The sequence below is a fragment of the Massilia brevitalea genome (assembly GCF_030711405.1).
GTDB lineage: Bacteria > Pseudomonadota > Gammaproteobacteria > Burkholderiales > Burkholderiaceae_D > Telluria > Telluria brevitalea.
On record NZ_JAULSI010000025.1, the window covers coordinates 25,572 to 52,288 of the forward strand.

The 26,717-nt window shown below is 64.2% G+C and carries 21 protein-coding genes; 10 read left to right on the forward strand and 11 right to left on the reverse strand.

All coding sequences use genetic code 11. The features are described from left to right. Positions 1 to 253: 253 nt before the first annotated feature. On the reverse strand, positions 254 to 1,447 hold the full coding sequence (locus QWL29_RS16480; protein WP_305823962.1) for a globin domain-containing protein: 1,194 nt from the start codon (positions 1,445 to 1,447) through the stop codon (positions 254 to 256). 186 nt (positions 1,448 to 1,633) lie between these two features. Continuing rightward, positions 1,634 to 2,095, reverse strand: a complete 462-nt coding sequence (locus tag QWL29_RS16485; RefSeq protein ID WP_305823963.1) for an RrF2 family transcriptional regulator — start codon at positions 2,093 to 2,095, stop codon at positions 1,634 to 1,636. Positions 2,096 to 2,283: 188 nt separating this feature from the next. Between QWL29_RS16485 and QWL29_RS16490 the strand changes: the two genes are divergently transcribed. After that, positions 2,284 to 3,753 (forward strand): APC family permease, encoded by a 1,470-nt coding sequence (locus QWL29_RS16490; protein WP_305823964.1) that lies wholly within the window; start codon positions 2,284 to 2,286, stop codon positions 3,751 to 3,753. A gap of 165 nt (positions 3,754 to 3,918) precedes the next feature. Further along, entirely contained in the window at positions 3,919 to 6,399 is a 2,481-nt protein-coding gene (locus QWL29_RS16495; protein WP_305823965.1) for an MASE4 domain-containing protein, read from the forward strand. A gap of 2 nt (positions 6,400 to 6,401) precedes the next feature. On the opposite strand, the gene QWL29_RS16500 is transcribed toward QWL29_RS16495, so the two are convergent. Further along, complete coding sequence (locus QWL29_RS16500; RefSeq protein WP_305823966.1) at positions 6,402 to 7,490, reverse strand: alpha/beta hydrolase; 1,089 nt, start codon at positions 7,488 to 7,490, stop codon at positions 6,402 to 6,404. Between the two features lie 513 nt (positions 7,491 to 8,003). Here QWL29_RS16500 and QWL29_RS16505 point away from each other — a divergent pair. Together QWL29_RS16505 and QWL29_RS16510 are read left to right on the forward strand one after the other, a co-directional pair. Then, the gene (locus tag QWL29_RS16505) at positions 8,004 to 8,354 is read left to right on the forward strand and encodes a hypothetical protein (protein WP_305823967.1); all 351 of its coding nucleotides are present in this window, start codon (positions 8,004 to 8,006) and stop codon (positions 8,352 to 8,354) included. Continuing rightward, the gene (locus tag QWL29_RS16510) at positions 8,351 to 8,989 is read left to right on the forward strand and encodes a hypothetical protein (protein WP_305823968.1); all 639 of its coding nucleotides are present in this window, start codon (positions 8,351 to 8,353) and stop codon (positions 8,987 to 8,989) included. Before QWL29_RS16505 ends, QWL29_RS16510 begins: the two co-directional genes overlap by 4 nt. A 62-nt stretch (positions 8,990 to 9,051) precedes the next feature. On the opposite strand, the gene QWL29_RS16515 is transcribed toward QWL29_RS16510, so the two are convergent. The 3 genes from QWL29_RS16515 to QWL29_RS16525 all read right to left on the reverse strand — a co-directional run bounded on the left by QWL29_RS16515 (position 9,052) and on the right by QWL29_RS16525 (position 12,991). Next, entirely contained in the window at positions 9,052 to 11,211 is a 2,160-nt protein-coding gene (locus tag QWL29_RS16515; RefSeq protein WP_305823969.1) for a S46 family peptidase, read from the reverse strand. Between the two features lie 133 nt (positions 11,212 to 11,344). Next, entirely contained in the window at positions 11,345 to 12,622 is a 1,278-nt protein-coding gene (gene cls, locus QWL29_RS16520) for a cardiolipin synthase (protein WP_305823970.1), read from the reverse strand. 99 nt (positions 12,623 to 12,721) lie between these two features. Next, complete coding sequence (locus tag QWL29_RS16525) at positions 12,722 to 12,991, reverse strand: GlsB/YeaQ/YmgE family stress response membrane protein (RefSeq protein WP_020656446.1); 270 nt, start codon at positions 12,989 to 12,991, stop codon at positions 12,722 to 12,724. A gap of 320 nt (positions 12,992 to 13,311) precedes the next feature. Here QWL29_RS16525 and QWL29_RS16530 point away from each other — a divergent pair, with 320 nt between their 5' ends. After that, positions 13,312 to 14,808 (forward strand): hypothetical protein, encoded by a 1,497-nt coding sequence (locus tag QWL29_RS16530; RefSeq protein ID WP_305823971.1) that lies wholly within the window; start codon positions 13,312 to 13,314, stop codon positions 14,806 to 14,808. Between the two features lie 159 nt (positions 14,809 to 14,967). On the opposite strand, the gene QWL29_RS16535 is transcribed toward QWL29_RS16530, so the two are convergent. Genes QWL29_RS16535 through QWL29_RS16545 form a run of 3 tightly spaced genes read right to left on the reverse strand, consistent with a single transcriptional unit; the run spans position 14,968 to position 16,654 of the window. After that, positions 14,968 to 15,537, reverse strand: coding sequence for a YceI family protein (locus QWL29_RS16535; RefSeq protein ID WP_305823972.1), 570 nt, complete (start codon positions 15,535 to 15,537; stop codon positions 14,968 to 14,970). A gap of 21 nt (positions 15,538 to 15,558) precedes the next feature. After that, positions 15,559 to 16,110 carry a YceI family protein gene (locus QWL29_RS16540; RefSeq protein WP_305823973.1) on the reverse strand — a complete coding sequence of 184 codons (552 nt, stop codon included), beginning with the start codon at positions 16,108 to 16,110 and terminating at the stop codon, positions 15,559 to 15,561. A gap of 10 nt (positions 16,111 to 16,120) precedes the next feature. After that, positions 16,121 to 16,654, reverse strand: coding sequence for a cytochrome b (locus QWL29_RS16545; RefSeq protein WP_305823974.1), 534 nt, complete (start codon positions 16,652 to 16,654; stop codon positions 16,121 to 16,123). Between the two features lie 199 nt (positions 16,655 to 16,853). Here QWL29_RS16545 and QWL29_RS16550 point away from each other — a divergent pair, with 199 nt between their 5' ends. Continuing rightward, positions 16,854 to 18,818 carry a TOL_0244 family TonB-dependent receptor gene (locus tag QWL29_RS16550; protein ID WP_305823975.1) on the forward strand — a complete coding sequence of 655 codons (1,965 nt, stop codon included), beginning with the start codon at positions 16,854 to 16,856 and terminating at the stop codon, positions 18,816 to 18,818. Positions 18,819 to 19,047: 229 nt separating this feature from the next. Here QWL29_RS16550 and purB read toward each other — a convergent pair whose 3' ends face one another. Then, a complete protein-coding gene (gene purB / locus QWL29_RS16555) occupies positions 19,048 to 20,427 on the reverse strand; it encodes an adenylosuccinate lyase (RefSeq protein WP_305823976.1) in 1,380 nt (459 codons plus the stop codon). A gap of 145 nt (positions 20,428 to 20,572) precedes the next feature. On the opposite strand from purB, the gene QWL29_RS16560 reads away from it, so the two are divergent. Together QWL29_RS16560 and QWL29_RS16565 are read left to right on the forward strand one after the other, a co-directional pair. After that, the gene (locus tag QWL29_RS16560) at positions 20,573 to 21,187 is read left to right on the forward strand and encodes a glutathione S-transferase N-terminal domain-containing protein (RefSeq protein ID WP_305823977.1); all 615 of its coding nucleotides are present in this window, start codon (positions 20,573 to 20,575) and stop codon (positions 21,185 to 21,187) included. A gap of 8 nt (positions 21,188 to 21,195) precedes the next feature. Continuing rightward, on the forward strand, positions 21,196 to 22,122 hold the full coding sequence (locus QWL29_RS16565; protein WP_305823978.1) for a PfkB family carbohydrate kinase: 927 nt from the start codon (positions 21,196 to 21,198) through the stop codon (positions 22,120 to 22,122). A gap of 3 nt (positions 22,123 to 22,125) precedes the next feature. Here the strand turns inward: QWL29_RS16565 and QWL29_RS16570 are convergent, their stop codons facing one another. Beyond that, positions 22,126 to 22,701: a TMEM165/GDT1 family protein gene (locus QWL29_RS16570; RefSeq protein ID WP_305823979.1), complete on the reverse strand. Its 576-nt coding sequence runs from the start codon at positions 22,699 to 22,701 to the stop codon at positions 22,126 to 22,128. 273 nt (positions 22,702 to 22,974) lie between these two features. Here QWL29_RS16570 and QWL29_RS16575 point away from each other — a divergent pair, with 273 nt between their 5' ends. Both QWL29_RS16575 and QWL29_RS16580 read left to right on the forward strand, forming a co-directional pair. Further along, positions 22,975 to 24,831: a M1 family metallopeptidase gene (locus QWL29_RS16575; protein ID WP_305823980.1), complete on the forward strand. Its 1,857-nt coding sequence runs from the start codon at positions 22,975 to 22,977 to the stop codon at positions 24,829 to 24,831. A gap of 22 nt (positions 24,832 to 24,853) precedes the next feature. After that, positions 24,854 to 26,485 carry a serine hydrolase gene (locus QWL29_RS16580; protein WP_305824011.1) on the forward strand — a complete coding sequence of 544 codons (1,632 nt, stop codon included), beginning with the start codon at positions 24,854 to 24,856 and terminating at the stop codon, positions 26,483 to 26,485. The last annotated feature ends 232 nt before the right edge of the window (positions 26,486 to 26,717 follow it).

Sequence of the window (26,717 nt, forward strand, 5' to 3'; positions counted from 1 at the left end):
GGATCCATCGGACACCGCTACGCGGCGTATCCCGTACGGTGGGCACTCCGTGCCCACGCGGTTACGTGCTTAAATTATTTGGCCACGTGCCGTGATGGTTCGCTCGCAACATATCTGCGAGCCGCGAACGCTTTGTTCGTGGCCGTTGCATACCGCGCGAGCGACATTTCACCGCACGTAGTGAAAGGAGACGGACGTAACCGCGTGGGCACGGAGTGCCCACCGTACGGGTCAGGTCTCGACCGTTCGAGCATTACAACAAGTGATCCAGCAACTCCGGCCCGAACACTTCGCGGTGCAGGCGCGCAGGCGGCACGCCGGCATCGAGCAGCGCCAGCCACTGCGCCTGCATGAATGTCAAGGGACCGCACACCCATATCTCGGCTGCATCGACGTCCCACTGCGGCAGGCGCGCTAGCTCCATGCGTCCGGCCAGCACGCCGGCTTCGCCGTCCACTTCCTCGTAAAAGGTCGCCACCTGCAGATTCGGCATGATGGCCTGCGCCGCCGCCACGTCGGCCTGCAGCGGATGATGCCGCGCATCGCGCGCCGCATGTGCGAAGATCACGCGGCGCCCTGGATTCACCAGCGCGATGCGGTTCAGCGCCGACACCATCGGCGTGATACCGACGCCCGCCGACAGCAGCACGATAGGCGCATCCGACTCGGTATCCGGCGTGAACTCGCCGAACGGGTGCGTCACCTGCAGCACGCTGCCGACCTGCACGTTCGCGTGGATCCAGTTCGACACTTCGCCGGCCGGCGAGGTGGCCAGTGCATCCTCGCGCTTGACCGAGATGCGCATGCTCTCCTTTCCAAACGCGTCGGACAGGCTGTACTGGCGCAGTTGGTGGCGACCGCCTGGCAAATCGACGGCGACGCTGACGTACTGGCCGGCCTGGAAGGGGGGCAGCGCTTGACCATCGTCGGCCACGAAGCGGATCGACAGCACGTTGTTGCTCTCGCGCGTTACTTCCGTCACGCGCATCGGACGGGTCTGGCCCGGCTCGATGCCGGCGGTGCTGTACATCCCGGCTTCGGCGGCGATCAACAGGTTCGCCAGCGAGTTATAGGCTTCGGCCCAGGCAGCCAGCAGCGGCGGCGTCGCGGCCTCGCCCAGGGTAGTGGAAATGGAAGCCAGCAGGTGGCGGCCGACGATCGGGTAGTGCTCGGCGCGGATGCCGACCGAGACGTGCTTGTGCACGATGCGCTTGACTACCGGCCCCAGCGCTTCCGGCGTGCCGATGTTCGCGGCGTAGGCGAACACGGCCGAGGCCAGCGATTGCTGCTGCGCGCCACGTGCCTGGTTGCCCATGTTGAACAGGCGCGTCAGTTCCGGGTGCTCGCCCAGCATGTTCTTGTAGAACAGGCTGGTGATGGCGAGGCCGTGCTCGCGCAGGACCGGGACGCTGGCATCGATGTAGGGGCGGGAAGCGGCGGAGATCATGTTGTTTCCTTATTCATGCAAATGAAGTGCATATTTAAAGTGTTAAAAAATGCCAGTGCGGAGTCTGGCGAAAAAATAATGGAGCGAGTGCGGAGGTGTTGTACCTCGTGGGCACAAGTGCCTTGCGCGGCCCGGCCCACCCTACGAGCTAAGGATTTGCGTACATCGGTGGGTTCGAGAACCACCCTACGCTGTTCCTCCTGCGCCACTCCAGAACATCTTGTGCATCCGCACGATCTGCTCGCCAGTGCCGCCTTCGGTCATGCGCGCCAGCGTGTAGCGGTCCATCTCGGCGTAGAAGGCGCGCATGCCGGCTTGCAAGGCGCCGCGCAGCTGGCAGTCCAGGCTGAGGCCGCACTTGGTGCCTTCGCAGTCGACCAGTTCCTCGTCGCCTTCGAGCTCACGCAGCACCTGGCCAACGGTGAGCAGCTGCGGGTCGGCGGCCAGGCGCAGGCCGCCGTTGCGGCCGCGCATGGCGCGCACCCAGCCGGCGCGGGCCAGGTGGCCCACGACCTTCACCAGGTGGTTCAGCGGGATGTCGAACTGCGTGGCGATCTCCGCCACCGTCACCGGGTGCGGGCGTTCGCCGGCGCGCTCGAGGTAAATCAGCACGCGCAGGCCGATGTCGGAAAAGCGGGTCAGACGCATCAGATGCCGTTCAGAAAGTAACCCGGATATTCTAGGCTGATAAATACGCATCTGCAATGCATATTTTCTGAAAACTATTTTCTCAACAACCCTAGAACAGTCCTATAATCGCGAACTTTGGCTGTCGGCATGTGCTCAGCCGTTTTCATTATTCAGATCGCGCTCTTCGCGTGACCAAAGGACATTTCGTGAATCTGACACTGGGCCAGAAGCTGTTTCGCACCAAACCGGCTGAGCGCGCACACGAGGACAGCCACGCCCACGGCGGCGCCGGCCTGAACCGCACGCTGGGCCTGTTCCCGCTGACCATGATCGGCGTCGGCGCCACGGTCGGCACCGGCATTTTCTTCACCATGGTCGAAGCGGTGCCGAAAGCCGGCCCGGCCGTCATCCTGTCGTTCCTGATCGCGGCCCTCACCGCCGGCCTGACGGCTTTGTGCTACGCCGAGCTGGCCGGGCGCGTGCCGGCCTCGGGCTCGTCCTACTCGTTTGCCTACGCCACCGTCGGCGAATTCGCCGCCTTCATCGTGGCGGCCTGCCTGCTGCTGGAATACGGGCTGGCGGGGAGCGCGGTGGCGATCGGCTGGTCTGATTACCTGAACAATTTCTTGCAGAACGCCTTTGGCTGGGAGATACCGGCTTCGCTGCGTTCGCCGATGTTCGTATCCGACCACAGCAACCTGACCGTCCACTCCGGCAACTTCAACCTGCCGCCGGTGCTGCTGGTGATCATGTGCTGCATCCTGCTGATACGCGGCACCAAGGAATCGGCGACCACGAACGCCGTCATGGTCGTGATCAAGCTGGCGATCCTGGCCTTCTTCGCGGCGATTGCCTTTACCGGCTTCGACGCGAATAACTTCACGCCTTTCTTCAATACCGATAACAGCAAGGGCTTTGCCGGCATGGCCGGTGTGACCGCTGCCGCCGGCACCGTGTTCTTCTCCTTCATCGGCCTGGACACCATCGCCACCGCCGGTGAGGAAGTGAAGGACCCGCGCCGCAACGTGCCGATCGGTATCCTGGCGGCCCTGATCATCGTCACCGTGTTTTATTTGCTGGTGGCCATGGCCGCGATGGGCGCCCAGCCGGCCCACCTGTTCGAAGGCCAGCAGGCCGGGCTGTCGGTGATCCTGCAGAACGTGACGGGCCAGGCCTGGCCGGCGCTGGTGCTGTCGGCCGGCGCGGTGATTTCCGTGTTCTCGGTGACCCTGGTGACGATCTACGGCCAGACCCGCATCCTGTACGCCATCAGCCGCGACGGGTTGATCCCGAAGACCTTCCAGAAGGTCAATCCGCGCACCGGTGCGCCAGTGTCGAACACGCTGATTGTCTGCCTGGTGGTGGGCCTGGTGGCCGGCCTGGTCGATGCTACTTTTCTTTGGGACATGGTCAGCATGGGCACGCTGACCGCCTTTATCGTGGTGTCGATCGCGGTGCCGGTGATCCGCGCCAAGCAGGGCCCGGGCGCCGAGCACGGCTTCAAGGTGCCGTTCGGCCCTTACGTGATCCCGGGCCTGTCGGTGCTGGCCTGCCTCTACATCATGAAGGACCTGCCGCTGGCAACCTACCGTGTGTTCATCATCTGGATGGTGGCGGCAGTGGCGACCTATTTCCTGTACAGCGTGCGGCATAGCCGGCTGAACCGGAAGAACTAAGCTCCTTGCATAAAAAACGCCGCGCCAGACGCGGCGTTTATTTTCCCATAGGAATGATGAATATGACGAACATTGTGAAATAAGTGTTAGTCTGCGACATTCTGCACGGCTGCCGTTGACATTGTTCGTCTCGCCCGGGTTGAGATCTCCATCATCAGGACGAGTATGAACGACACTCACACTACTCTCGGCAGCGCGCCTGCGCTCCTGCCTTTCCAGCGCTATGCGGCGCTCACGGCACTGGCCATTGCGGTACTGACCCTGGCGCTGATGCCAATCGCGGCCGACAAGTGGCCGGCGATTCCCGCCTTCCTGCCGGCCTACCAGAGCACCATCATCGTCGCCTACACGGTGGCCGCCTACCTGCTCTACGGCTACTTCAAGCAGACGCGCACCCATGCCGTGCTCTACCTGTGGAGCGGCTCGGTCTACACGGGGCTGATCCTGCTGGCCCAGTTCCTGTCGGTGCCGGGCGCCTTTGTGCCCGGCGAGCGCCTGCTGGGCGGCGGACAAACCACCAGCTGGCTGTGGTTCTACTGGCACCTGGGCGCGACCGGCATGCTGTTCTGCTACGCCCTGGCCGAGCTGCGCGCGCCGGGCCGCCGCGTGGATGACACCCGCGCCGCTTTCCTGCGCGCCCTGGGCTGGACCGGCGTCATCGTCGGCGTCACGCTGGCGTCGGTGACCGTGTTTGAGGCGGCGCTGCCGATCGTCGATATCAACGGCGACTTCAACCGCATCACGCATAGCGGCTACGCACCCTTCATCCAGGCCGTGATCATGGCGGCGCTGATCATGATGTGGCGCGCCACCCGTTTCCGCACACCGATTGCAGCCTGGATCGGTGTGGCCATGGTGGCGCTCGCCTTTGACAATGCCATCACCATGGCGGGCGGCACGCGTCTGTCGGTCGGCTGGTACGTTGGCCGCCTGAATGCCCTGTTCGCCGCGCTGGTGATGCTGGGCCTGTATCTGAAAGAAATCAACCGCGTGTACCTGCGCGCCACCGAGCACGCGCAATTGCTGGCCCAGGCGCATGAACGCCTGGAAAGCGAGCACGCGCGCCTGCTGAGCATGTTCGAGCAGGCTCCGGGTTTTGTCGCCATGCTCGGCAGCGACGAGTGTCACCTGCAGATCGTGAACGCGGCCTTCCGCCGCCTGGTGGGCCCGCGCGAGCTGGTCGGCAGGCCGATCCGCAAGGCGCTCCCGGAACTTGCAGGGCAGGGCTGGTTCGAGCTGATCGAGCAGGTCTGCGACAGCCGCAAGCCGCACGTCGAAAGCGGCATGAAACTGCAGCTGCAGCGCGCTGGTGGGGCCGTCGAGGAAGTGATCATCGACGTGCTGTTCCAGCCCAACCTGGGGCCGGACGGCGAGCTGGCCGGCGTCTTCATCCAGGGCCAGGACGTGACCGAGGAACACTTGGCGCGCATCGAACTCGAGCGCCACCAGAGCCACCTGGAAAGCCTGGTCCAGAAACGCACGCGCTCGCTGGAAGACACCCAGAGCGCGCTCATGAACGCGCAAAAAATGGAGGCGATCGGCAAGCTGACCGGCGGCGTGGCCCACGATTTCAACAACGTGCTGCACATCATCAACGGCAACCTCGACCTGATCAAGATGTTCAGCGCCGCCAACGCCAAGGTGACCGAGCGCTGCCAGTCGGCACAGACGGCGGTGCGGCGCGGCGCCAAGCTGTCGTCGCAATTGCTGGCCTTTGCCCGCAAGCAGCCGCTGCAGCCCATCCCTGTGCGCCTGGCCGACGTGTTCGATGGCATCGATGTGCTGCTCAAGCGCGCGCTGGGCGAGCGGGTCGAGGTCGCCTTCGACTTCGCCCCGGACTTGTGGAACGTCGAGGCCGATCCGCAACAGCTGGAAAACGTGATCCTGAACCTGGTGCTGAACGCCAGCGACGCCATGCCCGAGGGTGGCCGCTTCGTGGTGTCCGGCATCAATAGCCCGGGCGAAGAAGGCGATGCCGGCTTCGTGCGCCTGTCCTTCCACGACAGCGGCACCGGCATGAGCGAAGAGGTCAAGGCGCGCGCCTTCGAGCCCTTCTTCTCGACCAAGGGCGTGGGCAAGGGTAGCGGCCTGGGCCTGAGCATGGCCTATGGCTTCGTCAAGCAGAGCGGCGGCCACATCGACATCGAAAGCGCACCCGGCCAGGGCACCACGGTGCATATCCTGCTGCCGCGTACGGGACAGGCAGCCAGCGGGCGCAAGCAGGAGCAAACCGGGGCGGTGACGGGCGGCAGCGAGACGATCCTGGTGGTCGACGACGAAGCCGAGATCCGCGCCAACGTTGCCGCGATGCTGGGCCAGCTTGGCTACCGCGTGCTGGAAGCGGCCAGTGCCGACGCCGCCGCACCCGTGCTCGACGCCGAGCCCCACATCGACCTGCTGTTCACCGACGTCATCATGCCGGGCACGATGAGCAGTACCGACCTGGCCGCGCATGCGCGTCTGCGCCATTCCGGCATCCGCGTGCTGTTCACCTCGGGCTACACCGAAAACGCCGTGATCCGCAACGACCGCCTGGGCGAAGGCGTGACCCTGCTCAGCAAACCGTATGCGCGCGAAGAGCTGGCGGCGGCGGTGCGCAACATGCTGTCGGACGCCGCGCCGCAGGCTGTGGCTGTGGCGGCCTGAGTCTAGTCCGCCAGCGGGCGTACATGGTGCAGCAGGCTGACCAGGGTCTTGCCCGGCTCTTCCCAGGGCGCCATGTGCGCCGAGCGCTCGAACCACACGGCCTGCTTCGACGGCGCTTTTACCTGCGCCAGCCAGTCCAGCGTCGGCTGGGTGGGCGTGGTGTAGTCGTGGCGGCCGAGGAACATCACCACCGGGATCGGGAAGGTCTTGACCTGTGAAAAGTCGACCTGCACGAATTCCGGCAGCAGGCGCCCGAGCGTAAACAGGCTGCCGGCGTCGATTGCCTTCACCTGCGCCGCGTCGTAGTCGGGCGAGAGCAGCGGGCCGTTGAAGTAATACGTGGAGTTGCTGCGGAACGCGCTCAGGCCGCCGTAATGCTGGGGCCATTTGCGCGCCACGATGATGCGTTCGCGCGTGATGGGCGCCGTGCCGGGGTAGGGCGCGATCGACGCCAGCTCCTTCAGTGCTTCCTCGTTCTTGTGCAGCTGCGCCTGCTCTACGGCGTACTCATAGCTGATGCGCTCGTTTTCGCGCGTATTGATCACCTGGCCGATGCCGACGTAGGCGTGGAACAGATCGGGCCGCTTCAGCGCCGCACCCATGCCGACGATCGTCCCCCAGCTGTGCCCCACCAGGATCAGCTTGCGCTTGCCGTAGCGCTTGCGCACGTATTCGGCCACTTCGATGGCGTCGTCGACGTAGCGTTCGATGCGGATCGTCGGCGCCACCTTCTCCGGCGCGCTTTCCAGGTAAGTCTTGCCGGCGCCGCGCTGGTCCCAGTGCACCACGGTGAAGTATTCCTCGATCGGGCGCTGGAATTCCCACATGGTCGGCGTAATCGGCGCGGCCGGGCCGCCGTGCACGAACAGGATGATGGGATTGGTCCGGTCCTGGCCGCGCACGTTGAGCCATTGGTCGATGCCGCCGATGGTGGTCTTGTACGATTCCTCGATGCCGGCCGGGGCGACGATGCGCTGCAGGTCGGCGATGGCGGCGCGGGCGTTGGCAAGTTGCTTCTCGGCTCCGCTGTCCTGGGCCAGGGCAAGGGGCAGGTTGAGCAGGGCGACGCAGAACAGCAGGGCGTTCTTCATAGGGCCTCGCGGGCAAACGGTCGAGTGCACAGCATACGCCGGTGCTGGACGTGGGCGGGGCACGCTTGCGGCGAACGGAGGAATGGCGGCGGCGAACGGTGCATTGTGCTTGCATCGCATCAATGCATGGGAAACCGTCTCCGTTAGATTGGGCTGCCCGACCTGAACCGAATGCCCTGAACCTGACCCAGGAATCGGCATGCCCAAACGCTATCTCATCTTGCTCGGCGCACAGACCACGGCTGGCGGCACGGTAAAGACTGCGTCGTCCTTCATGTCGTACAACGGGGTACCGTATGCGCTGGAACACGACTTGTGCCTGTGCGGCTGTAGCCCGCCGCCACGCCTGGTCGCGAACCAGCAGCACAACTGCCAGCTTGTGGACGGCGCCGGTGCAAGCGGCAGCTCGCTGGACGCCGTACTCTTCCACATGCAGGCGAGCGCCGCCAAGACCGAGGCCGCGCCGCTGCAGTTGGTCCGCGCATCCGATGAGCAGCCATTATCAAGGACAAGGTGCGCTGGCCCGAAGATGCGAAGAAGCGGCTCGAATTCGGATATCCGTTCGCAGAAATCATCAACGACAAGGACACCCGACTCGCCCTGGATGCAAACCAGTTCGCCTGGGTGCATGGACTGCGCGGCGCCGCCGAGATACAGCTGACATTATCGGCGCAATGCAAGCCGAATGGCATCTTCACGAGCTGGCTACCGCGTTTGACTTCGGTTCATCTGTGGGACGAAAACGACCGCATGGCTTTCGTCATCCGAACCGCACGACAGTTCAGCCTTTTGTTGAAGAGCAGCGCGCGGCCCCTGGTGGAAAAGGCGATATCGGATATCTATCATGGAGGCGGCGTGTCATGAGTGCGAAATGGATGTGGCTGCCTGTTGCGTTGCTCGGCATCGCATTCACGGTGTTCCTGGTGAATCCGCCGAAGCCGACCGTGCTGGTTGTCGATATCGATATGTCCTACGATGAGGTTGTGAAGCGGTCCAGCTATCCGACACGCGCCCACGGGATGGCGCCAACTGCCGACACGGGATTTGCCACAATCGACGTGCGCGAGCCTGCCGTCATCATCAAGTTCGTCGATCCCCGCCATGGCTTCGAGTTGCCTCCAACGACGTTCGCCGCGCTTACCTTTGGCAAGTCCGTTCTCGAAACGATTTCGACCTCGCCCATGCTGGAAGCGCGCCGCTTTCCTGAAGCCGTGGAAATCCTGGGACAAGTCCAGGCACGCTTCCAGGCCGGTGGGTGGGTTCCCTGGGTAGGAAACCAGAACGGGTGGTATGACCTGTCGCCGAAAGGGCGAAAGACACTGCGTGCCGAACTGATGCGTTATTCCCAGAGCGACCAGTTTCTGGATGTCCCCAAGCGCAATCTACGGTCTCTCCTTCGCATCAAGTGCGTGGAACATTGCGACGATCCGGACGACGCCCTCTATTTGGTCGACGTCAGTATCGGAAAGAAATCCTGGTACACCTGGGACGGGCAATAAGCCATGAAAAAAAGCCACGCGCCTTTCGGCAACGTGGCTTTCGTTTTAACGAACGGCCTGGATTACAGCGCGTTCATTTCCTTCAGCAAGTTGTCGGCTTTATCCACGTGCTTCATGTTCCACAGGATGTAGCGCACATCGACCTGGATGTCGCGGGTATTGGCCGCGTTGAAGTCCCAGTCCGAGATGATCGAATCCAGGGTGCCGTCGAAGGCCAGGCCGATCAGTTCGCCGCGCTTGTTCAGCGCTGCCGAACCCGAGTTGCCGCCGGTGATGTCCAGCGTCGCCAGGTAGTTCACCGGCACGGTCTTCAGCGTTGGATCGACGTACTTGCCGAAGTCCTTGGCCTTGATCGCGGCCAGCTGGGCTGCCGGTGCATTGAACTCGCCTTCGCCGGTGTTCTTCGCGACCACGCCCTTGACGGTGGTGAACGCGGTCCAGGAACCGGTGCCGTCGGCGCCATGGTCGCGGCCCATGATCTTGCCGAAGGTCACGCGCAGGGTGCCGTTGGCGTCCGGATACACGGCCTGGCCCTTGCTGTTCATGTAGGCGATCTTGGCCTTCATGTAGCCACCGTAGGCCTTCTGGATCTTGCCGGAGAGTTCTTCCTCTTTGGCTTCGTCCTTCAGGTCGGCGTCATACATGGCCACGGCTGCCTTGATGAAGCTGTCGTTGCTGGCCTTGAAGTCGGCAGGCGACTTCTTCAGCCAGGTCACGCGCTCTTCCTTGTTGGCCAGCTTCGAACCGGCGTAGGCCTTGTCCAGCGCGGCCTTCAGTTCGTCCTGGCTCATGCCGGCGCGGATGCCCAGGGCATCGTTGAAGGCCTTGTCCTGCTCGGCAGCTGGCTGGGCCAGGTACTTGGTCAGGAAGTTCGTGACCAGCGCCTTGTCGACTTTTTCGTCGTAGGTGCGGTCCTGGCCGGTGATGACCGAAGTCACGCGCGCCATGTCGCGTTCCTGGTAGCCCGACTTGCGCTGGGCGTCCGGCTTGGTGCGCTCGTTGGCCAGGCGGTACAGGCTGCGTGCCGAGCTCAGGAAGCGCGGCTGGGCGTAACCCAGGTAGAAGCCTTGCTTGGTGTGGGCGTCGCGCTCGGCGATCAGCTTCTCGGCGGTATCGATGTCGGCGCCGAACTGCTTTTTACGCGCGGCGTCGCTGTTCATCCATGCCTTCAGGGCAGTGTGTTCGGCGGTCTTGCGCTGCAGGAAGTCGCTCTCGCTGTACGAGGTCAGCATGCCCTTGCGGTTCTTGTAGTAGTTGTTGACGCTGGCGATCTGGCCAGCGTACTTCAGCTTGGCAGCCGGGTCGTTCTTGGTTTCGCGTTCGATGATGGCCAGCACTTCACCCGAGGCTTGCACGAAGGCCGGGTAGTTCCAGTCGAAGGTGTACTGCACTTCCGACGGCAGGCGGTGGCGGTTGGTGCGGCCAGGGTAGCCGGCAACCATGATGAAATCGCCTTCCTTCGAGCCTTCGGTGGCCAGCTTCAGGAAGTGCTTCGGCACGTAAGGGACGTTGTCGGCGGCGAAGTCGGCGGCCTTGCCGTCCTTGCTCACGTAGGCGCGGTAGAAACCGTAGTCGCCGGTGTGGCGCGGCCACATCCAGTTGTCGGTGTCGCCACCGAATTTACCCACGCCCGATGGCGGCGCGTGTACCAGGCGCACGTCGCGGATTTCCAGCTGTTTCAGGCGGTAGAACTCGAGGCCGCCGTAGTAGCTGGCCACGGTGCAGCGGTAGCCCGGGGTCTTCTCGCAGGCGGCAACCATTTCCTTCTGATTCTTTTCAATCGCGTCGATGCGCGCCTTGCCGTTCAGCCTGGCCACTTTCTTGTCGATGATCTGGTCGGTGACGTTGGTCACTTCCTCGGTCACGAAGACGCGGCTGCCCGGCGCGGCCGGCACTTCTTCGCCCAGGGTCTTGGCCAGGAAGCCATTCGCCAGCAGGTCGCGTTCAGGGGTCGAGTTGACGGCCACGCTGTTGTACACGCAGTGGTGGTTGGTGATGACCAGGCCCTGCGGCGACACGAAGGAAGCCGAGCAACCGCCCAGGCTCACGATGGCGCCCATCGGGAATTCGGTCAGCTGGGTGAGGGTGGCCGGATCGAGTTCCAGGCCGGCGGCTTTCAGTTGCTGGGCTACTTGTGGCAGCTGCTGCGGCATCCACATGCCTTCGTCCGCTTGTGCGGCGAAGCTGGTCAGGATGGCGAGCGAGAGAAGGGTCTTTTTCATTCGCGTGTCAGGGATGGTTGTAGTGGTTGCTTCTGGTACGGCGGGCTCCGCGGAGCACCCCGGAGTATGGGTACTCCACTGTTGCCGCGTCAACCACTATTTCCGTTTCGTGACACGCGGTAATGACAGCACGTTACAGCTGCGAGCCCAGCAGCGAGGCCAGTTCGCCGGCCAGTTTTTCGGTCATCGACCGATTGCGCCAGGCCTCCAGCGTGATCGGCTTGGCGCGTTTCCAGTCGTCGTCGAAGACCTCGCGCTGGGACTTGGCAAAGGCCGGGTCCAGCAGGTTCAGGTTGGCTTCGTCGTTGATGCTGAACGAGCGGTTATCGAAGTTGGTGGAACCGACCGAGACCATCATGTCGTCGACGATCAGCGCTTTTACGTGGTACATGGTTGGCTGGAATTCTGCGATCTTGATGCCGGCCTTCAGCAGCGGCTCCCAGCGCTCGCGCGAGGCCACGCGCACGAGGTCGGAATCGATGTCCTTGCCCGGCGTGATGATGCGCACGTCGACGCCGCGCTTGGCGGCCGCCACCAGGGCCTTGATCGCCAGTTCGTCCGGCACGAAGTAGGAGGCCGACAGCAGGATCGACTGACGCGCGGCGGTGATTGCCATCAAATACATCAGGTGCATGCTGGCGCTGCCGCCGGTGGGCGAGCTGGAGAACATTTGCGCGGGAATCTCGCCGCGCGCCTTGAGCGGCGGGAAATAATCGGGGCCGTCGAGGACGGTGCCGGTGGCCTTGGTCCAGTTATCGGTGAACACGGCCTGCATCTGGCCGACCACCGGGCCTTCGACGCGGAAATGGGTGTCGCGCCAGTGCTCGTCGTCCTGGGCATTCCCGCGCCACTGGTCGGCAATGCCGACGCCGCCCGTGAAGCCGACTTGCCCGTCGACGATCAGCAGTTTGCGGTGGGTGCGGTTGTTCATGCGCGCCAGCTTCCACCAGGCCGGCTTGTGGTAGCGCTGCACCTGCACGCCGGCGTCGCGCATGGTTTTCAGCGAGTCGTCGTCCATCTTGATGCTGCCGACAAAGTCGAGCATCACGTGCACCTTGACGCCGGCGCGGGCGCGCTCGGCCAGTGCATCGCGGAATTCGTGGCCGATGGTGCCGGACCAATAGATATAGGTTTCGAAGGTGATGCTGGTCTTGGCCTGGCGGATCGCATCCAGCATGGCCGGGAAGATCTGGTCGCCGTTCAACAGCACATCGACCTTGTTGCCCTCGATGATGGGCGGCCCGAGCAGCACGCCCATCGAGCGGCGGAACTGGGCGTCGTGGATATCGTACTGGCGCGTCAGCTGGGTCTCGATCTGCTTTTCGCTCGGCATGAAATTCAGGGCGAGGAAGCCGGCCAGCAGGGTGACGATGCTGGTGATCAGGACGATGGTAAGGATTCTGGCGCGCATAGGCAGTCTTGGTAAAACGTGGTAGAGCCTGGATGAATTCGGCGAAAAAAAAACCAACGCGTGAGGGCGTTGGTTTTTTATCGATTGCTTGCCACTTTATTAGCGAACGCGGCCGCGACGCAGCAGATTCACGATGGCCAGCAGGATGACAGCGCCCAGGAAGGAAACCAGCAGCGACGACACGCTGAAGTCGTCCGAATTGATGGTGCCCGAACCGAACAGTGGCGACAGCAGCCAGCCACCCAGGAAGGCGCCGACGATACCAACCACGACGTTCAGAATCATGCCTTGTTCAGCATCGGTCTTCATGACCATGCTTGCAAGCCAGCCCAGGATACCACCGACAACGATCCAGATAATGAATAGCATTTTAGTTCCTCCTCATAGTGAAAAAATCTACCTGAGGCCAATTGTTTGAGTGGCCATGTGAAAAAGTCTACGGATTCCGCACCAAGCGGGTCGGTGCGGCAAGTAACGTTAGACGACGAATCTGGTGCGTATGTTTCAAAGCGGTGTTTGATCCCGATCCGGATGCCGGTTTAGTTGTCGCTTGGAATGTCTTGGGCAGAGTGCGTGAACGAACAGAAGGGCATAGCTCGGCAGGCATATTGTTCACGGACTGGCAACGCCTGACAGACAAGTGCGTTGCACCCCGACACCGAGTCAGACCCTTTTTGAAAGGATTCATCATGAGCTACGACACCAACAACAACCAGAATTCGCGCATGGTCACCGGCCTGTTCCCCGATCGTGCCAGCGCCGAGCGCGCCTACGGTTCGATTTCCGACCGCGGCTATGGCCGTGACGACGTCAACCTGATGATGTCGGATTCGACCCGCAAGACCCACTTCAGCGACACCGATACTGAACTGGGCAGCAAAGCAGCCGAAGGCGCGGGCATCGGCGCAGGCATCGGCGGCACCATCGGCGCCGTGCTGGCCGGTATCGCCGCAGTCGGCACCACGCTGGTGCTGCCGGGTGTCGGCCTGGTCGTGGCGGGTCCGCTGGCAGCGGCCCTGGCCGGCGCCGGCGCGGGCGGCATCACCGGCGGCCTGATCGGTGCACTGATCGGCGCCGGTATTCCGGAAGAGCGCGCCAAGCACTATGAAGAAGGCATCCATAACGGCGGCATCCTGATGGGCGTGAACGCCCGTTCCGACGACGACGCAGCCCACATCCACCGCTCGTGGACCGAAAGCGGCGGTTCGCACGTGATCGGCGCCGGCGTCGGCGGCACGGCGGGTGCGCTGGTTGGCGCCGGTATCGGCGCGGCAGCCGGCCCGATCGGCATGGTGGCCGGTGCGGCCATCGGCGCGGTCACCGGCGGCATCGCCGGCAAGGGCGCCGGTGAAGTCGTGAATCCGAAAACCGGCGACGATCTCGCCGAACACCACCTGGCCAAGGGCGTCGGCGCCAGCGCCGGTGCAGCCACCGGTGCGGCAATCGGCGCCGTGGGCGGCCCGATCGGCATGGCGGCAGGCGCCGTGGTCGGCGGCCTGGCAGGCGGCGCAGCTGGCCGCGGCGCCGGCGAAGTGGTCAATCCAAAAGCGACCGACGACCTGAACGACCATAACCTGGCGCAAGGCGTCGGCGGCGCCAGCGGCGCAGTGGCTGGCGCCACGGTGGGTGCAGTTGGCGGCCCGGTCGGCATGGCTGCCGGCGCCGTGATTGGCGGCCTGGCTGGCGGCGCAGCCGGCAAGGGCGTGGGAGAAGTGGCGAACTCGGCGCCTGGCGACGAACTGCACGACCATAACCTGGCCAAGGGCGTGGGCGCCGGCGGCGGCGCGGCGGCTGGCGCAGCGGTGGGCGCGGTGGGCGGCCCGGTCGGCATGGTGGTTGGCGCCGGCATCGGCGCGGCTGTCGGCGGCATGGCCGGCAAGGGCGTCGGCGGCCTGGTCAATCCAGCGCATGAAGACGACTACTGGCGCAACAACTACCAGACCCAGTCGCACTACACCCCGGGCTACACCTACGACGACTACGCACCGGCCTACGCGCTGGGCTACAACGGCAAGGGCCGCTACCCAGGCAGCTACGACCAGAACGAGTCCTACCTGTCGGACGAGTGGAACAGCACCCGTGGCTCCTCGCGCCTGTCGTGGGATCACGCCAAGGTCGCCAGCCGCGCCGCCTGGGACCGCGTCGAGCGCGCGATTCCAGGTGACTCGGACCGCGACGGCAAGTAATTAGCCGGACGTAAAAAAGCCCCGTCACCTTTGGGTGGCGGGGCTTTTTTTGTAGGGTGGGCTCTAGAGCCCACGCGGTGATAATTAGCCGCAAGATCATCCGGTGCGAAATCGGAGCGATAGCGATCACCGCGTGGGCTCGAGAGCCCACCCTACATATTATTGCTTGATTGCTTCCACCTGAATCGCCAGCTTCACTTCCGGCGAGAAGCGCGGCAAACCGAAGTTCACGCCGAAATCGCTGCGCTGGAAAGTGGCCGAGGCATCGGCGCCGCAGACTTCGCGTTTCAGCATCGGGTGGTCGATGCACTTGAACTTGTTGATGGTCAGGGTCAGCGGTTTCGTCACGCCGTGCAGGGTGAACTGGCCTTCGACCGCCACCGGGGTGTCGCCGTTGAAGCGCACTTTGCTGCCTTTGAAGGTCGCGGTCGGGAACTGGGCGACGTCGAAGATGTCTGGCTTGCGCGCATGCTCGTTCATCTTTTCGTGGCCGAAGTCGACGCTGTTCATGTCCACGGTGATGTCGACGCTGCCGGTCTTCGCGGCGCGATCGAGGGTGATCTTGCCCGAGGTCTTGGTGAACTTGCCGCGCCAGACCGAGATACCCATGTGATCGGCTTCGAAGCTTGGGTAAGTGTGGTTTGGCTCGATCTCGTAGGTATCGGTGGCGGCAAAGGCGAGGGTGGCGCTGGTGGCCAGGGTGGCGGCGACGAGGAACTTGAGTTTCATGTGTACATCCCTTGGTTGGGTTTATTGGCCCGCGGTGACGCGGAACTTGATGACAACTTCATCGGCGACCATGCTGGTGTCTTTCCACTCGCCTTCGCCAATGTTAAAAGCCAGGCGCTTGATCGGCAACTGGCCCTCGAACACCTGCTGCTTGCCTGCCGTTTTCACCGTCAGGGGGAAGTTCACGTCGGCAGTCTTGCCCTTGATCGTCAGCTTGCCGGCAACGTTCAGCTTGTCCGCGCCGGCTGGCCTGATCGAAGTCGAAACAAACGTCGCTTTCGGGAACTGCGCCGTATTGAACCACTCTTTCTTGGCAACCTCGCGGTTATATTCCGGGTCGCCCAGGTCCATGCTGGCGGTGCCGATGTCGACCGTGGCCTTTGCGGCTTCCGGCTTGGCGGCGTCGTAGTCGATCTGGGCGCCAAAGGTCTTGAATTTGGCCTCGACCGGTACGTTCATCTGTTTGAAGGTGGCCGAGACGCTGCTTTTGGCGAGATCGGTCTTCAGCGGGGCAGCGTGGGCGGCAGCGGCGGTGAACAGGGCGGCGGCGAGCAGGGTGCGCAGGGGTGTCATGGTGAACTCCTTATTTTGAAAAGGGCAGCATGCGCTGCATCACGCCGTCGCGGTCCAGCAGCAGGTGCTTGAACGCGGCCAGCACGTGGAGGGCCACCAGGGCCGCCAGCAGCATGTTGAGCCAGTAGTGCAGGGCGTCCAGCGTGGGCTTCAGGGCCGCATCGGCCTCGATCAGCGTGGGCAGCGGGAACAGACCGAAATAGACGACCGGCACGCCGGCCGCCAGGCTGTAGAAATAACCGGACAGGGGCACGGCGAACATCAGCACGTAGAGCAGGCCGTGCAGGGAATGGGCGGCATGGCGCTGCCAGGCGGGCATGTGGGCCGGATAAGCCGGCGGGCGCGAACGCAGGCGCCACAGCAAGCGCAGCGCGGCCAGGGCCAGTACCGTCACGCCGGCCCATTTGTGCCAGGAAAAGTAGCGCAGCTTGGTGGGCGTGAGGCCGGGAATGTCGGTCATCACCAGGCCGAGCGTAAACGTGCCGATGATGAGGATGGCGATCAGCCAGTGCAGGGCGATGGCGACGGAAGAATAACGCTGCATGGTCGATTGTCCGTGTTCGTACTGGTGAGCGCCTGACTATAACAAAAAGCCACGCCAATGTGGGAGAGGCGGTTGTTTCTTTCTGTACACTAGCATGGATTGTTAAACGTGCACAGCCGTGAAGCCGCTGAATGTAAAATCGAGGCAAGCGTGAATTTATAATTTGGACGCGGCTCCATCGTACCGTGTAAAGGAAGTCATGCATCATCCCTTGTTCTTGTTGCGTCCGCGCGCGCTGGCCGTCTGGGTCGCCATGACGCTGGGCGCCACGTCCGCGCAGGCCGTCGCGTCGCAAGCGCTGCCGGCGCCGCAAGCCGATTTCGCCGACCTGAGCATCGAGGAGCTGGCGAACATCCAGGTCACCTCCGTCTCCAGGAAACCCGAGCGCCTGCAGGATGCGCCGGCCGCGGTATTCGTCATCACCACCGAGGACATCCGCCGCGCCGGCGCACGCAGCCTGCCCGAAGCGCTGCGCCTGGCGCCGAACCTGCAGGTGGCGCAGATCAGCAGCTACGGCTACGCCATCAGCGCGCGTGGCCTGAACGGCAGCAACAACAGCGCCCCGAATAAACTGCTGGTGATGATCGATGGCCGCTCGGTGTATGCGCCGCTGTTTTCCGGCGTGTTCTGGGACATGCAGGACGTGATGCTGGAAGACGTCGAGCGCATCGAAGTCATCAGCGGGCCGGGCGGCACGATGTGGGGCGTGAATGCGGTGAACGGCGTGATCAACATCACGACCCGCTCGGCGCGCGAGACCCAGGGCAGCCTGGCCGTGCTGGGCGCGGGCAGCGACGGCGCCGACCTGGCTTTCCGCCAGGGCGGGCGCAGCGCCGATGCCAGCTGGCGCGTGTACGGCAAGGCGCTGCACCGCTCCGCCGGCGACCTGGCCGGCGGCGCGCGCGTGAACGATGCCTGGCGCCAGGCGCAGGTCGGCTTCCGCAGCGACTGGGAGCGCGGCGCGGACACCTTCAGCGTCAACGGCAACGTGGTGCGCGGGGCGCTGGAGCAGCCGGAGCCGGGGGCGATCGCCGTCAGCGGCGCCGACCTGCGCCTGGGCGACATCCGCACCGAAGGCGCCAACCTCACCGGGCGCTGGCAGCATGCGCTCGCCGATGGCGGCAGCCTGGGTATGCAGGCTTATCTCGACCGCACACGGCGCGAAGTGCCGCCCACCTTTACCGAATCGCTGTCGATTGCCGATGTCCAGTTCCAGCACACCTTGCCGGTGTACGGCGCGCACAGCCTGGTGTGGGGCGCCAACTACCGTCACAGCTGGGACCGCGTCACCAACAGCGAGGCCATCGCCTTCCTGCCGGCGCGCGACCAGCAGACCTGGGCCAGCCTGTTTGCCCAGGACGAGATCGCATTGCGGCCGGACCTGAACCTGACGCTCGGCGCCCGCATCGAGCGCAACGATTACACCGGCAACGAATTCCTGCCGACCGCGCGCCTGTCCTGGCGCATGGACCCACACCACACGCTGTGGACGGCCGTGTCGCGCACGGTGCGCGCGCCGACCCGGCTCGATGTGGACGCCTACATCCCCGGCCGCCCGCCCTATCTGCTGCAGGGTGGACGCCAGGTGCGCTCCGAGGTGGCGCAGGTGTTCGAGCTCGGCTACCGCGGCCAGCCGCTGCCGGGGCTGTCGTATTCGGCAACGCTGTTCCATAACGACTACGACCACCTGCGCACCCAGGAAATCGACCCGACCTATACCTTCCTCAGCTTCGGCAGCCTGATGGAGGGCAGGGCGACCGGCATCGAGATGTGGGGCAGCTACCAGCTGAGTCGCGCCTGGCGCCTGTCGGGCGGGTTCACCGCGCTGCACGAGCGGCTGCGCCTGAAGGCGGGCAGCAACGATGCGGCGGGGCCGGGCACGGCGGGCAAGGACCCGGAGCATACGCTGCAGCTGCGCTCGAACTATGCGTTCGACGAACGGCGTGAGCTGGAGGTGGCGCTGCGCAAGGTGGCGGCGCTGGAGAATCCTGGCGTGCCGGGGTATTGGACGGTGGACGCGCGCTTCGGCTGGCGCTTGCGGCCGAACCTGGAGCTGTCGGTAGTGGGGCAGAATCTGAACGGCAGCCACGGGGAGTATGGGCCGGTGGCGACCAGGCTGGAGCTGGAAAGGCGCGTGGGCGTCAAGCTTGTGTGGACGCGTTGATGCGGCGGTGGGGTTCGTAGGGTGGGCCCTCGGGCCCACGCGGTACCACGGATGCATGTCGAAAGCTTCCCGATGACTGGCTGCCATGGATCGTCGCGTGTTTTGCGGCTGACCAGCGGCTCTACCGCGTGGGCACGAGTGCCCACCCTACAAACCCGGCAAGGTTCGCGATCAGAATAAAAAAAGCCCGCGTCATCGCTGACGCGGGCTTTTATTCAGTCACCGAAACTCAGATCGCCTTGGCCAGCTGCGCCGCAATCCCGGTGTAGTTCGCCGGCGTCATCGCCAGCAGCAGTTCCTTGGCGTCCTGCGGAATCGCCAGCTTGCCGATGAATTCCTGCAGCGCTTCGCGGGTAATGCCCTTGCCGCGCGTGAGTTCCTTCAGCTGCTCGTACGGGTTCTCGATGCCATAACGGCGCATTACGGTCTGCACCGGCTCGGCCAGCACTTCCCAGCTGGCGTCCAGGTCCGCTGCCAGGCGGGCCGCGTTCACTTCCAGCTTGTTCAGGCCGCGCAGGCAGCTGTCGTAAGCCAGCAGGGCGTAGCCGAAACCGACGCCGATGTTGCGCAGCACGGTCGAATCGGTGAGATCGCGCTGCATGCGCGAGACCGGCAACTTCTCGGCCATGTGGCGCAGCACGGCGTTCGCCAGGCCCAGGTTGCCTTCCGAGTTCTCGAAGTCGATCGGGTTCACTTTATGCGGCATGGTCGACGAACCGATTTCGCCGGCCTTCAGCTTCTGCTTGAAGTAGCCCAGCGAAACATAGGTCCAGATGTCGCGGTTCAAATCCAGCAAAATCGTGTTGGCGCGCGCGATGGCATCGAACATCTCGGCCATGTAGTCGTGCGGCTCGATCTGGATGGTGTACGGATTAAACGTCAAGCCAAGCCGCGATTCGATCACGTCCTTCGAGAACGCCTGCCAGTCAAAACCCGGGTAGGCCGACAGGTGGGCATTGTAGTTGCCGACCGCACCGTTCATCTTGCCCAGGATTTCGACGTCGGCGATGCGCTTCACGGCGCGCTGCAGGCGGGCCACCACGTTGGCGAATTCCTTGCCCAGCGTCGTCGGGCTGGCGGTCTGGCCGTGGGTGCGCGAGAGCATCGGCAGCTCGGCGTTCACGTGGGCGATCTCGGTCAGCTTGCTGACAAGGCCTTGCAGGGCCGGCACGATCACGCCGTCGCGCGCGGCTTTGAGCATCATGCCGTGCGAGGTGTTGTTGATGTCTTCCGAGGTGCAGCCGAAGTGGATGAATTCCGACGCCGCCACCAGTTCCGGCACGTCCTTCACCTGTTCCTTCAGCCAGTACTCGACCGCCTTCACGTCGTGGTTCGTGACCGCCTCGATTTCCTTGATGCGCGCGGCATCGGCTTCGCTGAAGTCCGCCGCCATCTTGTCGAGGTGGGCGATTGCTTCAGCCGAAAACGGCTTGATCTCGTCGAAGCCGGCCTGGGCCAGCGCCTGCAGCCAGGAGATCTCGACCTTCACGCGGTGGTGCATGAAGCCGGCTTCGGACAGGATCGGGCGCAGCTTGTCGGTCTTGGCGGCGTAGCGGCCGTCGAGCGGCGACAGGGCCGACAGGGAGGAAAGTGGGGCGGTAGCGGTCATGGCGGGCGTCCGTGCAAAAACGTCGATTTTACCATTGGACTGGCCCGCGCCCCGTGTTGCAGGCATGGCGAAAGCGGCTGCCGCGGCGCTTTTCCGCGGCAGGGCCAATGTTATACTCTTATCAAATTATCCTTTCCGAGCATCCATGAAACTCATCGGTTCGACCACCAGTCCCTATGTACGCAAGGTCCGCGTCGTGATGGCGGAAAAGAAGCTCGACTATGCGTTCGCGCTCGATAACGTGTGGAGCGCCGAGACCCAGGTCCACCAGTCCAACCCGCTCGGCAAGGTGCCTTGCCTGGTGATGGAAGACGGCAGCGCGCTCTACGACTCGCGCGTGATCGCCGAATACCTCGACACCCTCACGCCCGTGTGCAAGCTGCTGCCGCCGAACGGCCGCGACCGCGCCGACGCGAAAGTGTGGGAAGCGCTGGCCGACGGCGTGCTCGATGCCGCCGTGCTGGTGCGCCTGGAACGCACACTGCGCCCGCAGGAACAGCAAAGCCCGCAGTGGATAGCGCGCCAGTTGGGCAAGGTGACGGCCGGCCTGCAGGTGATGTCCGAGAAGCTCGGCGACGGCGCCTTCTGCATGGGGAAAAACTATTCGCTGGCCGATGTGGCCGTGGGCTGCGCGCTGGGCTGGCTGACCTTCCGCTTCCCGGAAATCGACTGGCGCGGCGAGCATCCGAACCTGGCCCGCCTGCACGACAAGCTCGCCGAGCGCGCGTCCTTCAAGGACACCGTGCCCTTCGAAGCGTGAGCGGCCCCTTGGACAAAACGGCGACCGTCGTCTTCGGCGAAGCCCTGGTCGACGACTTCGCCACCGAGCAGGTGGTGGGCGGCGCACCCTTCAACGTCGCGCGCCACCTGGCCGCCTTCATGGCGCCGCAGCTGATGATCACGCGTGTCGGCGCAGACCGCAACGGCGAAAGCGTGCGCGCCGAATTCGAACGCTTCGCCATGTCGCAGGCCGGCCTGCAGGGCGACGCCATCGAGGAAACCGGCCGCGTGCTGGTCGAGCGCCTGGCCAAGGGCCACCGCTTCGTGATCGTGCCGAACCAGGCCTACGACTACATCGAGCGCGAGGCGGCGCTGGCGGCCATGGCGTCGGTGAACCCGTCCGCGATCTACTTCGGCACCCTGGCCCAGCGCGGCGAACGCTCGCGCGGCACGCTGCAGGCACTGCTTTCCACTACCGGGGCCACGCGCTTCCTCGACCTGAACCTGCGCGAAGGCCAGTACGCCGAGCGCACCGTGTTCCACGCGCTGCACGCGGCCGATATCGTGAAGGTGAACGAGGAAGAGCTGCAGGCTTTGTTCCAGTGGTACTTCCAGCTCGGCCCGAACGACCCGCCGCTGGCCGCCGGCGAAACCCGCTCGGCCTGCGCCGGCCTGCTGCAGATGTTCGGCCTGCAGGCGCTGATCGTCACGCTGGGCCACCGCGGCTCGGTGTACTTCGGCAGGGACGGCACCACGATCGACACCCGCGACACGCCGGCGCCGCCCTTCGTCATCGACACGGTGGGGGCAGGGGATGCGTTCTCGGCGATCTTCCTGCTCGGCCGCGCGCGCGGCTGGCCGCTGGAGCTGACGCTGGTGCGCGCCAACGAATTCGCCGGCGCGATCTGCGCCGTCACCGGCGCCGTACCGCGCGATCTGGGCTTCTACGACAAGTGGATGAGCCGCTGGCGGTAGTTTTTAAAACCCGAACCCTGCGCCTGCGCCGAGCAGCGTCGCCACACCCAGCGCCGCAAAGATCAGCGCCGCAATCCCGTGCACCAGGCCGAGCGGAATCTTGTTCGCAATCCGCTCGCCGAAGTACACCGCCGGCACGTTCGCCAGCATCATGCCGAGGGTGGTGCCGGCCACCACCGCCGCGATCTCGTGGTAGCGCGCCGCCAGCGCCACGGTGGCGACTTGCGTCTTGTCGCCCATCTCGGCGACAAAGAACGCCAGCAGGGTCGTGAAGAACACGCCGAACCTGGCCAGCGAGGCCTCGGTTTCGTCGACTTCATCGGGAATCATCGCCCACACCGCCATACCGAGGAACGAAAGCCCCAGCACCCAGCGCATGACCGATGGCCCCAGCAGCTCGCTCACCAGCGCGCCGACGGCGGCGGCAAAGGCGTGGTTCAGCAGGGTAGCGACAAAGATGCCGGCAACGATGGGCAGCGGACGGCGAAAGCGCGCGGCAAGCAGAAAGGCCAGGAGCTGCGTCTTGTCGCCGATTTCAGCGAGGCCGACGATGCCGGTAGCGACCAGGAAGGCATCCATAAAATGGTGCGTGCAAAAGCGCGGATCATAGCAGAGTCAGACCAGTCAAAGCGCGTCAATACGGGTTTGTAGGGTGGGCACTCGTAGTGCTGGCATCTAGCCAGCCCTACTGCCCACGCGGTACATCCTTTGAATGTTGAACAAAACGTTCGGTAGGGTGGGTTCTCGAACCCACCAGGCACTCCCCCCACGCTTTCCCCACCGATTCGAAAGTGCTATCCTGCCCAGCGCCCGCCCGGCCACGATCCGGGCCACCAACACCACCGAGACACCATGAAAACCAGTACCCTGCTGCGCGCCACCCTGTGCGCCATCCTCGGCACGGCCAGCGCCCAGGCCCTCGCACTCGACCCCTTAAGCTACGCCAACTACGACCAGGTCCGCACCCGCGCCCTGCACATGGACCTGAAGGCCGACTTCGCGAAGAAGACCCTGTCCGGCTACGCCGAACTCTCGCTCGACTGGCTCGACAAATCCGCCCGCACCCTCGATCTCGACACGCGCGAACTGACGATCTCGAAGATCGAAGCCCAGGACGCAGCCGGCCGCTGGACCCCGGTGAAATACACCCTCGATAAATTCGACGAAGAGAAAGGCCAGGCCCTGCACGTGCAACTGGCCGCGCAGTCGCCGAAAGTGCGCATCCATTACCGCACCGCCCCCACCGCCAGCGCCCTGCAATGGCTCACGCCTGCCCAGACCCTGTCCGGCAAGCGTCCCTTCATGTTCAGCCAGTCGCAGTCGATCAACGCCCGCTCCTGGGTGCCGGTGCAGGACACGCCATCGGTGCGCTTCACCTACACCGCCCGCATCGAAGCCCCAAGCGGCCTGCGCGTGGTGATGAGCGCCGATAACGACCCGAAGGCGACCGGCAAGGGCGGCTGGAAGTTCAACATGCCGCAGCCGATTCCGTCCTACCTGCTGGCCATCGGCATCGGCGAACTCGAAGCGCGCACCCTGGGCGGACGCACCGGCGTCTACGCCGAGCCGCAGCGCATGGAGGCCGCCGCCTACGAACTGGCCGACACCGAAAAGATGGTCGAAGCCGCCGAGTCGCTCTACGGCCCCTATCGCTGGGGACGTTACGACATGCTGGTGCTGCCGCCGTCCTTCCCGATCGGCGGCATGGAAAACCCGCGCCTGACCTTCCTCACGCCGACCATGATCGCCGGCGACCGCAGCCTGGTCGACCTGATCGCCCACGAACTGGCGCACAGCTGGTCGGGCAACCTGGTGACCAACGCCTCGTGGAAGCACTGGTGGCTGAACGAAGGTTTTACTACCTACGTGACCACCCGCATCCTCGAAGTGCTGTACGGCGAAGAAGTCGCGCTGATGAACCTGCAGCTCGAGCAGGAAGAAGCGATCGACTCGCTGAAAGACATCCCGCCAGCCAAGCAGGCCCTGATCACACGCGCCGCCGATACTGGCTCGGCCACCTACACCGACGAGGGCCTGGCCTATCCGAAGGGTGCCTGGCTCCTGCGCACGCTGGAAGAACGCGCTGGCCGCGCCGTGTTCGACCCCTTCCTGCGCGGCTGGTTCGACAGCCACGCCTTCCAGAGCGTGACCACCGACCAGTTCATCGCCTACCTGCGTTCCAACCTGCTGGCGGAGCACCCCAAGGTGATGAGCGACGCCGAACTCGACGAATGGCTGTACGGCCCCGGCATCCCGGCGGGCGCCAAACACGCCAAGTCGCAGCGCCTGGCCGCACTCGATGCCTCGACCGCCGCCTGGATCAAGGGCGCGCTGCCGACCGCGAAGCTCGACACCAAAGCGTGGACGGCCGCCGAGTGGATGAAGTTCCTGAACGACATCGACAGCCAGGCCGACGCCAAGCGCCTGAAGGAACTCGATACCGCCTTTAGGCTGGCGAAAACCGGCAACAACGAAGTCGCCTTCCGCTTCTACCGCGCCGCCGTGCACGCCGGCTACCGCGACATCCGCCCGCAGATGAACGCCTTCCTGATGAGCGTCGGCCGCCAGAAGTTCGTGGTGCCGCTGTACGCCGCGCTGCGCGCGAATGCCGAGGACCGCGCCTGGGCCGAGAACGTCTACAAATCCGCACGCGAACGCTATCACCCTGAAACGCAGGGAAGCGTCGACAAACAGATGGCCAAACAATAAAAGGAATTAGAGAGTGCAACAGATGAAACCGCATTTCAAACACCTTGCCGCAGCAATCCTGATCGCATTTTCCGCCGCCGGCACCTACGCTCAAACACAAGCGCCGGCGATCGCAGCCATCGCGCCAGCCAGCGCCTACGACCTCGAACAGGACGTTACCCGCACCATGAAGGCCTTCGACGTGCCCGGCATCGCGATTGCCGTCGTCAAGGACGGTAAAGTGATCGCCGCGCGCGGCTTCGGCGTGCGCAAGCTCGGCGAGCCGGCCAAGGTCGACGGCAAGACCCTGTTCGAGATCGCATCGAACTCGAAAGCCTTCACGGCCGCTGCCCTGGCGATGCTGGTCGACGAAGGCAAGCTGAAATGGGACGACCCGGTGGTCAAGCACCTGCCGGACTTCCAGATGTACGACGCCTACGTCACCCGCGAAATGACGGTGCGCGATTTGCTGACCCACCGCAGCGGCCTGGGCCTGGGCGCCGGCGATTTGCTGTGGTGGCCGACCACCAGCTTCAGCACCGACGAGATCATCGAGAAGCTGCGCTACATCCGTCCGGCCACCAGCTTCCGCAGCAGCTACGCCTACGACAATTTGCTGTACATCGTGGCCGGCAAGATCATCGCCCAGAAGTCGGGCAAATCCTGGGGCGACACGGTGCGCGAGCGCATCCTGAACCCGGTCGGCATGAGCACGACCACCACCAGCCTGGCGGAGAACGAAGGCAACCCGAACGCTTCCAACGCGCACAGCAAGATCAAGGACAAGATCAGCGCCGTGAAGTCGATGCCGGTGGCGAACGCGGTCGGCGCAGTCGGCATCAACACGAATGCCGAAGACATCGCCAAGTGGATGCAGGTGCTGCTCGACGGCGGCCGCGTGGCTGGCGCCAAGGGTGCCGACGGCAAGGAACTGCGCCTGTGGACCGAGGCGCAGTCGCGCGAGATGTGGACCGCGCAAACGCCGATGAAGATCAGCACCCCGAAAGGCCCGCTGGCGTCCACCAAGCCGAACTTCTACGCCTACGGCCTGGGCTTCCAGCTGCGCGACTACAAGGGCCAGCTGGTGGCCATGCACGGCGGCGCGCTGCAGGGCTTTTATTCGCGCGTGCTGCTGGTGCCGGAATCGAAGCTGGGCATCGCCATCCTGACGAATGCCGAAAGCGGCGGCGCCCTGAGCGCGCTGCAGTACCGCCTGATGGACCAGTACATGACCGGCGCCACGCCGACCGACTGGATCAAGCTGGTGTCCGACGTCGAGGAAGAAGCGCACGCCAAGGAACTGGCGCGCCTGAAGTCGGCATCGACCACGCGCGCATCGACCTCCAGGCCATCGCTGGCGCTGTCGGCCTACGAAGGCCAGTACGAGGACCCGTGGTACGGCATCATGAACGTCAAGCGCAACGGGAACAAGCTGGTGATGTCGTTTTCGAAGACGCCGGACCTGACTGGCGAGATGGAACACTTCCAGCACGACACCTTCATCGTGCGCTGGAAGGAGCGTAACTTCAACGCCGATGCGTACGCGACGTTCTCGCTGGACCACGACGGCAGCATCGATCATGTGAAGATGAAGGCGGTGTCGGAGGAGACCGACTTCAGCTACGACTTCCATGATTTGCTGTTCACGCCGGTGAAGGCAGCGGCGAAGAAGTAAAACGAAACGGGGCTGCGGCCCCGTTTTCATTGTTGGCTGCAATCGTACGGTGGGCACTCCGTGCCCACGCGGAACGTGATGTCATCGGCGGCCGGATTTTGGGCGCGCTGAGGGAAGCGAGACAGCGTGTCTCAAAGAATAGGCGCTAACGTCTATCTCCGGCGACTGCCAACTCTGCGCGGAGCGCCGGCATCAAACGCAGCCAACATGTATCACACGTCCGCGTGGGCAC